Source organism: Actinomadura parmotrematis (assembly GCF_019458805.1).
Taxonomy (GTDB): domain Bacteria; phylum Actinomycetota; class Actinomycetes; order Streptosporangiales; family Streptosporangiaceae; genus Spirillospora; species Spirillospora parmotrematis.
This window is the reverse complement of the sequence record NZ_JAIBOA010000008.1, coordinates 305,250-314,880: the sequence shown is the minus strand read 5'-3', so window position 1 is coordinate 314,880 and position 9,631 is coordinate 305,250. Positions and strand designations below refer to the sequence as shown.

The following is a 9,631-nucleotide window of genomic DNA, read 5'->3' as shown; positions in this document are numbered from 1 at the left end:
GCTCAGATCCTGGAGTCGCTGGGGTTGCGGCAGCGGGGTCTGGAGATCGTGTCGTGCCCGTCCTGCGGACGCGCCCAGGTGGACGTCTACACGCTGGCCGAGCAGGTCACCGCCGGCCTGAAGGACTTCCCGGTGCCGTTGCGGGTGGCGGTCATGGGGTGCGTGGTCAACGGGCCGGGTGAGGCGCGTGAGGCCGACCTCGGTGTCGCGTCGGGCAACGGCAAGGGGCAGATCTTCGTCAAGGGCCAGGTGGTCAAGACGGTGCCGGAGGCCCAGATCGTGGAGACCCTCATCGAGGAGGCCATGCGCATCGCCGCGGAGATGGGCATCGAGATCGGCGAGGACGGCTCGGTGGACGCGCCGGGCGCGCAGGTCACCGTCAGCTGATCCCGTAGTACCGCCGAAGAGCCCCCGGGGGAACGTCCCCGGGGGCTCTTTCGCGCGCCCCGGGACGCCGCATCACAGATGTTCATCTCCTTCATCACGTTCCGGTCTCGCTTTCGATGCGCCTCTGCCGCCCCGCATGTCCAGATAGCAAGACTCCTCCCGTTATGTGGCCTCCGCCTCCCAGGAGGCCGCGCAGAGGAGAGGTTCGTGAAGAAACTCGTCATCGCCGCCACGGCGGCCGGGCTGGGCCTCACCGGGCTCGGCGCGGCCGGCACGGCGTCGGCCGCCCCCCAGGCACCGGGCGGCACCACCGCCGGCCTGCAGTGGCACACCTGCGCCGACGACATCATCGCCAGCGTGAAGCCCTACGACGCGCTGAGCTCGGTGAAGGTCTCGGACGTCATCCGCTGCGCCGAGCTGCAGGTCCCGCTGGACTACAGCCGGCCCAACGGCACCAAGATCACGCTCCAGCTGACGCTGACGCCGCACACCGGCTCCGCGCCCGCCAAGGGCAACCTCGTGGTCAACCCGGGCGGTCCCGGCGGCCAGGGCGCGCCCTTCGGCGCCCGCGTGTTCGCCCAGAACTCGCCCGCCATGAAGGCCGCCTACAACGTGATCGGGTTCGACCCGCGCGGCGTCGGCTTCAGCAAGCCGGCGCTCACCTGCGACCCGAACCAGAGCAACGCGCCGCGGCCCGACTACGACCACGGCAGCGCCAAGTCGGTCAAGATCTGGCTGAAGCGGTCCAAGCAGTACGCTGCGGCCTGCGCGGCGAACGACAAGATCGGGCTGCTCAAGCACATCAAGACCACGGACTCGGCGCGCGACCTGGACTCCATCCGGGCCGCGCTCGGGGACAAGAAGCTCGACTACTACGGCGCCTCCTACGGCACCTACCTCGGCTCGGTCTACGCGACCCTGTTCCCCAAGCGCGTGGGGCTCATGGCGCTCGACGGCAACGTCGGCCCGAGCGGGGTCTGGTACGACGCCAACCTGAGCCAGGACGTGGCGTTCGACAAGAACATGGACTACTACTTCGGCTGGCTGGCCAGGTACGACTCCGTGTACCACCTCGGCAAGACCCAGAAGGCGGTGCGCAGCTGGTTCTACGCGCTGCGCGCGAAGCTGGCCAAGAAGCCGGCCTACGCCACCTTCGACGGCGCGCAGTACGCCGTGGGCCCGGACGAGCTGACCGACGTCATCCAGAACGCCGCCTACCGCCGCAGCCAGGCCCTCTGGAACGGCTACGGCGTGGGCCTGCAGGCCTACAAGGCCGGTGACCTGGACACCTTCGTCGGCACGTTCGGCGCGCAGGTGACCGGCGGCGCCGACGACAACAGCTGGGCGATGTACCTCGGCGTCCAGTGCACCGACGTCAAGTGGCCGACCAACTGGTCGAAGTGGCAGCGCGACAACGACCGCATCGACGCCAAGCACCCCTTCCTCACCTGGGGCAACGCCTGGTTCAACGCGCCGTGCATCTACTGGCCCGCCAAGGCCGGCAAGCCGGTGAAGATCGGTGCGACCCGCGCCCTGCCGAAGAACATCCTGATGTTCCAGTCGACCGACGACGCGGCCACGCCGTACGCGGGCGCCAAGGAGCTGCACAAGATCCTGCGCGGCTCCCGGTTCATCGTCCAGGACGGCGACCGCACCCACTGCATCGTGCACCGCGGCTCGTCCGCGGTGGACGCCTACTTCGACGCCTACTTCCTCACCGGGAAGCGTCCGAAGGCCGACACGGTGCACCTGCCCCAGCTCGGTGACCCGACCCCGCCGCCCCCCGCGACCCTGAAGGCCAAGAGCCTCCAGGCGACCGGTGGCGCGCCGGTGAACGACGTCATCAAGTAGCCGGCACCCCCGCGGCTCCGGCCGCGGCGCGGCCCCCGTCCTTCCCGGAGGCGGGGGCCGCGCGCCGTTCCAGGGCGGGTGCGGGGCGGCGCGAGAGCGGTTCCCGGCGCCGTGTCAAGGGGTGGGGACGTGCGGCCGGATCACAGAGTTCCGCGCATGATGTCACGATTTCGCATCCTTGTTCCAACAGCCCTCTCGCCTGTAACGCCCTTATCGCAACAATCTTCACTAATCGCATGAACGAGGAGACTCAGTGAAGAGATTGGTTCTCATCACGGCCACGGCCGCCCTGGGGATCGGCGGCACGGCGGTCGCCGTGTCGGCGAACACCGGCGCCGCGGCCACGGCGACCAAGGTGGCGGCGTCGAGCATCGCGTGGAGCAAGTGCCCCACCGACGTCACCGGCGGCTCGTACCTGGCCAAGGCCGAGTGCGGCCAGGTGACCGTCCCGGCGAACTACGCCAAGCCGAACGGCCGGAAGATCTCCGTCGCGGTCTCGCGGGTCAAGGCGACCGACACCGCCCACTACCAGGGCGTCCTGCTGGGCAACCCGGGCGGTCCGGGCGGCTCCGGCCTCTACCTGTCCGGCGGCCTGCACGCCTGGCTGGACCCCGCGGTGGCGGCCAAGTACGACATCATCGGCTTCGACCCGCGCGGCGTGGAGTCGAGCAAGCCGGCGCTCTCCTGCCAGCCCGCCTACTCCGACCCGGTGCGCCCGGACTACGTGCCGCGCACCGCCAAGCAGGAGAAGGCCTGGCTCGCCAAGTCCAAGAGCTACGCCGCCGCCTGCCAGAAGAAGTACGGCTGGCTGCTGCCGAACCTGCGCACCATCGACTCGGTGCGCGACATCGACTCGATCCGCAAGGCCCTCGGCGCCAAGCAGATCAGCTACTACGGCTTCTCCTACGGCACCTACCTCGGGTCGGCCTACGCCTCGACGTACCCGAGGAACGTCAAGCGGGTCGTGCTGGACGGCAACGTCGACACCCGCGAGGTCTGGTACAAGGGCCAGCTCAGCCAGAACGTGGCGTTCGAGCGCAACATCAAGCTCTACTTCGCCTGGATCGCCAAGTACGACGCGGTCTACCACCTCGGCAAGAGCGCCAAGGCCGTCGAGAAGACCTACTACACGGTCCTCGCGCAGTCCAAGAAGAAGGCCATCGGCGGCAAGGTCGGCCCGGCCGAGCTCACCGACATCTTCCTGAACGCCGGCTACAACACCGGCTACTACATCCCGCTCGCGCAGGCGCTGTCCTCGTGGGTCGTGGGCAAGAGCGCCGACGACCTCGTCTCCTGGGTGAGCGAGGGCGGCGGCGACAACGGCTTCGCCGTCTACAACGCCGTCCAGGCCGTGGACGCCCCCTGGCCCGCCAAGTGGGCCACCTGGCACAAGGACGCCGTCCGCCAGTACAAGGACGGCATCAAGTTCAACACCTGGGGCAACGTCTGGTTCAACGCGCCCATCCACTACTGGGGCGCCAAGGCCGGCAAGCCGCTGAACATCACCGGCAAGGGCAAGAAGCTGCCGCCCATCCTGCTGGTGCAGGGCACCCTGGACGCCGCGACGCCGTACCCGGGCGGCGTGCAGATGCGCTCGCTGTTCCCCTCGGCCCGCCTGCTCGCCGAGATCGGCGACAAGACCCACGCCAACACCCTCAACGGCAACCCCTGCATCGACGACCCGGTGAACGCCTACCTGAACGGCGGCTCCCTGTGGGCCCGCAAGCCGGGCCGGACCGCCGACGCGAGCTGCAAGGCGCTGCCCGAGCTGAGCGACCCGAACCCGACGCAGGCCAAGGCCAAGGCGGCCGCGACCTCCCCGTCGGCCAAGGACCTCGCCCTCTTCGGCGGCCGCTCCTGACCGCCTGACCCGACCGGCACCGGCCGCGGCCCCCTCCCCGGGACCGCGGCCGGTTCCCTTTCCCGCGCGGCCGCGGCCTTTCGGGGGGAGTGGGGGTGAAACGCGGGTGATGCGGATGCGGGGTCGGCGGGGGAGCGGCCCGGTAGAACGCAGGGGTGCGCAACAGAACACGCAGCGTCGCTGCGATCCCCTCGATCATCGGGCTCGGCGCCGCGGCGCTCGCGCCCGCCCCCGGCGCCGCCGCGGCGGCCGCGCCCGCCCTGGCCGCCGTCGCCTGGAAGCCCTGCCCGAAGAACGACCCCGTCGAGAAGGACGCCCTGCGCGGCCTGCAGTGCGGGACGCTGCGGGTGCCGCTCGACCACGCCCGCCCCGGCGGGGAGAAGATCACCCTGGCGCTCACCCGCGCCCGCCACAAGGGCGCGGACTACCAGGGCGCCGTCCTGCTGAACCGGGGCGGCCCCGGCGCGCACGGCCGCGACATGCCGGCGCTGATCACCGACGTGCTGCCCGCCAAGGTCGCCGACTCCTACGACTGGATCGGCTTCGACCCGCGCGGCGTCGGCGCGAGCCGCCCCGCGCTCGTCTGCGACCCCTCCTACCAGGACCCCGGCCGGCCGCGCGCCGACACCGTCCCCGCGTCGGCTGCCGCCGAGCGCGCCTGGGTCGCGCGGGCCAAGCGGTACGCCGCCGACTGCGGCCGGCGCTACCCGCGGATGCTCGCGCACATGGGGACGGCCGACTGGGCGCGCGACATGGACGCGATCCGCGCCGCCCTCGGCCAGGAGCAGATCAGCTACTTCGGGTACTCCTACGGCACCTACCTCGGCGCCGTCTACGCCACGATGTACCCCGGGCGCGTGCGCCGCATGGTGCTCGACAGCGTCGTGAAGCCGAGCGGCGTCTGGTACGGCGACAACCTCGACCAGAACGTGGCGTTCGAGAAGCGCATCCGGGCCTTCTACGGCTGGGCCGCCGCGCACGACGGCACGTACCGCCTCGGCAAGACCCGCAAAGCCGTCGAGGCGTCCTACTTCAAGGCCCGCAAGGCGCTGAAGAAGCACCCGCTGAAGAAGCGCGTCGGCGCCTCCGAGCTCGACGACGTCTTCCTGTCGGACGGCTACGCCGACTACGGCTGGCCCGAGCACGCCGCGGCGCTGTCGCGGTACCTGCGCAAGCACGACGGGACCGCGCTGTACAAGGCGTGGCAGCGGCCGACCAAGCTGGACCAGAACAACTACGCCGTCTACACGGCCGTCCAGTGCCGCGACGCCGCCTGGCCGCGCGACTGGGCGACCTGGCACCGCGACAACACCCGCCTCTACCGGCAGGGCAACCGCTTCGAGACCTGGAGCAACGCCTGGTACAACGCGCCGTGCGCGTTCTGGCCGGTGCCCGGCGGCCCCGCGCCCGCGGTGGGCGGCGTCGCCGACCTGACCGCCCCGCTGCTCGTGCAGGCCACCGAGGACGCCGCGACGCCCTACGACGGCGGCGTGGAGACGCACCGGCGCTTCCCGGCGTCCCGCCTGATCGTCCAGGCGGGCGGCGGCAACCACGGCGTCTCGCTGAGCGGCGACCCCTGCGTCGACCGCGCCGTGATCGCCTACCTCGCCGACGGCGCCCTGCCGCCCGACCGGTCCGGACCCGACCTCGTCTGCAAGGCGGGCCCGCCGCCCGCCGCGTCGCGCGAGGCGCGCCGCCTCCGCGGGCCCGCGCGGCCCCCGGCGGGCCCGGTGGCGGCACCCGCACGGGCGACGTCATAGGCTGGACGGGTGATGGCAGGAGCACGGCGGTGACGGCGGGCGGAAGCCGCCGGCCCCCGGCCCGGGCGCGAGTCCGAACACGGGCGCGGGGGCGATGAGGATGCGGATGCTCGGGTCGCTGCCGGCGCGGGTCCTGGACGACCGGCACCGCGACGAGGTGCTGGCCCTCCTCGACGCCGACCCCGTCACGAACGTGTTCGTCGCCTCCCGGGTGCACGCCGCCGGCCTCGACCCGCGGCGCCTCGGCGCCCAGATGTGGGGCTACCCGCGCGACGGGCGGCTCACCGCGCTCTGCTACGCCGGCGCCAACCTCATCCCGGTCGGCGCCGGCCCCGAGGCCGTGCGCGCGTTCGCCGAGCGCGCGCAGGCCCAGGGCCGGCGCTGCTCGTCGATCGTCGGCCCGATCGGCGCCGTCGGCGACCTGTGGGACTTCCTCGCCCCCTACTGGGGGCCGCCGCGCGCCATCCGCGCCCGCCAGCCGGTAATGGCGACGGCCCGCGACGCCCCCGTGCCCGCCGACCCGGCCGTCCGCCGCGTCGGCATGGCCGACTTCGACCTCGTCTACCCGGCCTGCGTGGCGATGTTCACCGAGGAGGTCGGCGTCTCGCCGAACACCGGCGACGGCGGCGTCCTCTACCGGGCCCGGGTCGCCGAGCTGATCCGGATGGGCCGCGCGTTCGCCCGCATCGAGGACGGCCGGCTGATGTTCAAGGCCGAGATCGGCGCCGTCACCCCGCTCGCCTGCCAGGTGCAGGGCGTCTGGGTGCCGCCCGACCTGCGCGGCCGCGGCCTCGCCGTCGGCGGCATGGCGGCCCTGGTGCACGAGGCGCTCCGCACCGTCGCGCCGAACGTGTCGCTGTACGTCAACGACTTCAACGACCGGGCCCGCGCCGCCTACCGCCGCGTCGGGTTCACCGAGACCGGCACCTTCATGTCGATCCTGTTCTGAGGCCCGCGCTAACGGACGAGCCGGTCCAGCAGGCGGTCCAGGTCGGCGGCCGGGTCGGCGGTGAGGCCGGCGTGCACCGGCCCGGGCTGGACGACCGTGCTGCGCGGCGCCGTCAGCCACCGGAACCGCGACCCCGGCGGCTCGGCGGCGGCGGGCCCGGCTCGCTCGCCGCCGCGGCAGACGCCCTCGACGCCCGCGAGGGCGCGGCGCAGCCCGTCCAGGTCGAGGCCGGGGGCGAGGGCGGCGAGCCGCGGCCCGTCCAGGTGGACGCGGCAGCCGAGGAAGTCCAGGGCCTTGCAGTAGACGACGACGCCGACGTTCAGGCTCTCGCCGCGCTCCAGGCTCGGCACGACCCGCAGCGTCGCGTACTCGAAGACCTTGCGGGCCGAGCCCGTCGTCATGTTCGACCGGCCGCTCACACCGGCCCCCCGAGCCAGCCGGGGCGGTTCTCGCCGCGCCGCGCGGCGGTGTCGGGGCGGTGCGCGCTCACGTCCAGCTCCGGCAGCCAGTCGCGGGGGCGGGCCGCGCGGTCCGCCAGGATCTCCACGTAGGCGGCGCGCAGCTCCTCCACCGACCCGAAGCCCGGCTCGTCCTCCAGCCAGCGGTCCGGGACGAGCGCGACGACCTCGCGCAGCAGCGCCGGGGTGACGCGCGGCAGGAACTCCGCCTCGGCCTCGGCGAGCCGCGTCGCGTAGGGGGTGAGGACGTGGTCGTCGACGTCGTAGGCGCCGGCGAACAGGCGGGCGGCGTTCGCCCAGGCGTGATGGAAGATCAGGCTGGCGCCGTGGTCGATCAGCCACACGTCGCCGTGCCAGACCAGCATGTTCGGGTTGCGCCAGCTGCGGTCCACGTTGCCGATGAACGCGTCGAACCACAGCACCCGGGAGGCGAACGCGGCGTCGGCGCGCCAGCCGAGCGGGTCGAAGCCGAGCGCGCCCGGCAGGAAGTCCACCCCGAGGTTCCAGCCGGTGCTCGCCTTCAGCAGGTCCTGCACGTCGGGGTCGGGCTCGTGCCGCCCGATGACCGGGTCCAGGTCGATGACCACCTGGTCGGGCACGCGCAGCCCGAGCCGCCGGGCGAGCTCGCCCGCGACGACCTCCGCGACCAGCGCCTTGCGGCCCTGCCCGGCCCCGTGGAACTTCATCACGTAGGTGCCGAGGTCGTCGGCCTCGACGATGCCGGGCAGCGACCCGCCCTCGCGGAGCGGCGTCACGTACCGGATAGCGGTCACCTGGGGTAGCACGCGCTCACGCTACCGGACGCCAGAATGGGGCCATGGAGCCGGTCGAGAGGGAACTGGTCGATCTGTCGGTGCCGCTGGAGAGCGGGATGCCGGTGTACCCCGGCGACCCCGAGGTGGAGATCGGGGCGGCGCTCACCGCCGCGTCCGACGGCGTCAACGTGCAGCGGCTGCACCTCGGGTCGCAGTCGGGCACGCACGTGGACGCGCCCTTCCACATCGACGGGGCGCTGCCGCCGCTGGAGGACCTGCCGCTGGAGCGCTTCACCGGCCCGGCGGTGCTGCTGGACGCCCGCGGGCTCGCGCCGCGCGCCGAGATCGGCCCGGAGCTGCTGCCGGCCGGCCTGCGCCCCGGCACCGTCCTGCTGATCGCGACGGGCTGGTCGCGGCACTGGGGGAGCGCGGAGTACCTCGCGCACCCCTACCCGGCGCCGGAGACGGCCGAGGCGATCGTGGCGGCGGGCGTCCGCACCGTCGGCATCGACGCGCTCAGCGTCGACCGCACCCCGCCGCCCGGCGACGGCGGCTTCTCGCTCGCGGTCCACCGCGTGCTCTGCGGCGCGCACGCCGTCATCGCCGAGAACCTGACCGGCCTGGACCGCCTGCTGGACGCCCGGGACGCCGGCAGCCGGATCGAGGTGTCCCTGTTCCCGATCCGGCTGTCCGGCGACGGCGCGCCCGTCCGCGCGGTCGCCGCGGTCACATCTTCGCGATGACCTCGGCGGCGAAGCGCTCCATGGTGGCGATCTTGAGGGCGAGGCCGTCGCCGTGGGCGGCCTTCTCCTCGGGGGTGGCGAGCCACCAGGGGGCGGCCATGGTGCCCGCGACGCCGCGGTCGGCCCACTTGCGGTACAGGTCGGCGGACGGCAGCGCCCCGATCGGCGCGATGACCTTCACGTCGTCCAGGGTGCGGCCCTCCTCGGCGAGGAAGCCCGACAGGCGGTCCAGCAGGGCGCCGAGCTGCTCCTCGGAGTAGATCCGGTTGCCGATCCAGCCGTCGCCGACCCGCGCGGTGCGGCGGAGCGCGGCGTCGCTGTCGCCGCCGATGTAGACCGGGACGGGCTCGGCCGGGACGGGCGCGATGCTGAGCGGGCCGAAGTCGTAGAACGCGCCGTGGTGCTCGACGAGCCCGCCCTTCCAGAGGGTGCGGAGGGCGGGCAGCATCTCGTCGAGGCGCTTGCCGCGGGTGTGGAAGTCCTGCCCGGTCTGCAGGAACTCGTCCTTGCACCAGCCGACGCCGACGCCGAGGATCGCCCGGTCGCCGGACAGGACGGCCGCGGTGGACACCGCCTTGGCGACCGTGAACAGGTCGCGCGCGGGCGCCACGTACACGTTGGTGGCGAACCGCACCCGCTCGGTGACCGCGGCCATCGCCGCGATCGTCACCCACACGTCCGGCCAGTGCGTGTCCGGCCGGTAGGGCGGCGCGCCGGTGTCGGTGTAGGGGTACCGCGCGTCGAAGTCGGTGTAGAAGATGTGGTCGGAGATGGCGAGGGCGTCGTAGCCGAGCCGGTCGGCGGCCTGCGCGAGGCCGACGTACTCGGGGGTGTCCACGAACGCCGCGCCGAGCCAGAACTCCACGC

8 protein-coding genes and 1 pseudogene are annotated in these 9,631 nt (G+C 73.0%); 6 read left to right on the top strand and 3 right to left on the bottom strand.

All coding sequences use genetic code 11. From position 1 onward, the window contains the following. From K1Y72_RS15260 to K1Y72_RS15240, 5 genes and pseudogenes are all read left to right on the top strand, one after another. Positions 1-387, top strand: a pseudogene (locus K1Y72_RS15260) (flavodoxin-dependent (E)-4-hydroxy-3-methylbut-2-enyl-diphosphate synthase); the annotation flags it as partial. 207 nt (positions 388-594) lie between these two features. After that, positions 595-2,238 carry an alpha/beta hydrolase gene (locus K1Y72_RS15255; RefSeq protein WP_220166953.1) on the top strand — a complete coding sequence of 548 codons (1,644 nt, stop codon included), beginning with the start codon at positions 595-597 and terminating at the stop codon, positions 2,236-2,238. A gap of 253 nt (positions 2,239-2,491) precedes the next feature. Beyond that, positions 2,492-4,099, top strand: coding sequence for an alpha/beta fold hydrolase (locus tag K1Y72_RS15250; RefSeq protein WP_308287092.1), 1,608 nt, complete (start codon positions 2,492-2,494; stop codon positions 4,097-4,099). A 155-nt stretch (positions 4,100-4,254) separates the two neighbouring features. Further along, the gene (locus K1Y72_RS15245) at positions 4,255-5,859 is read left to right on the top strand and encodes an alpha/beta hydrolase (protein WP_308287091.1); all 1,605 of its coding nucleotides are present in this window, start codon (positions 4,255-4,257) and stop codon (positions 5,857-5,859) included. Between the two features lie 106 nt (positions 5,860-5,965). Next, positions 5,966-6,808 (top strand): GNAT family N-acetyltransferase, encoded by an 843-nt coding sequence (locus K1Y72_RS15240; protein ID WP_220166952.1) that lies wholly within the window; start codon positions 5,966-5,968, stop codon positions 6,806-6,808. 8 nt (positions 6,809-6,816) lie between these two features. On the opposite strand, the gene K1Y72_RS15235 is transcribed toward K1Y72_RS15240, so the two are convergent. Then, positions 6,817-7,209, bottom strand: coding sequence for a DUF3037 domain-containing protein (locus K1Y72_RS15235; RefSeq protein WP_220166986.1), 393 nt, complete (start codon positions 7,207-7,209; stop codon positions 6,817-6,819). Between the two features lie 14 nt (positions 7,210-7,223). Next, entirely contained in the window at positions 7,224-8,051 is an 828-nt protein-coding gene (locus K1Y72_RS15230) for a HipA family kinase (protein ID WP_220166951.1), read from the bottom strand. Between the two features lie 32 nt (positions 8,052-8,083). Between K1Y72_RS15230 and K1Y72_RS15225 the strand changes: the two genes are divergently transcribed. Further along, a complete protein-coding gene (locus K1Y72_RS15225) occupies positions 8,084-8,764 on the top strand; it encodes a cyclase family protein (protein WP_220166950.1) in 681 nt (226 codons plus the stop codon). On the opposite strand, the gene K1Y72_RS15220 is transcribed toward K1Y72_RS15225, so the two are convergent. Then, the gene (locus tag K1Y72_RS15220; protein WP_220166949.1) at positions 8,748-9,629 is read right to left on the bottom strand and encodes a TIGR03619 family F420-dependent LLM class oxidoreductase; all 882 of its coding nucleotides are present in this window, start codon (positions 9,627-9,629) and stop codon (positions 8,748-8,750) included. The two genes, K1Y72_RS15225 and K1Y72_RS15220, sit on opposite strands and share 17 nt — an antisense overlap. Positions 9,630-9,631 lie beyond the last annotated feature (2 nt).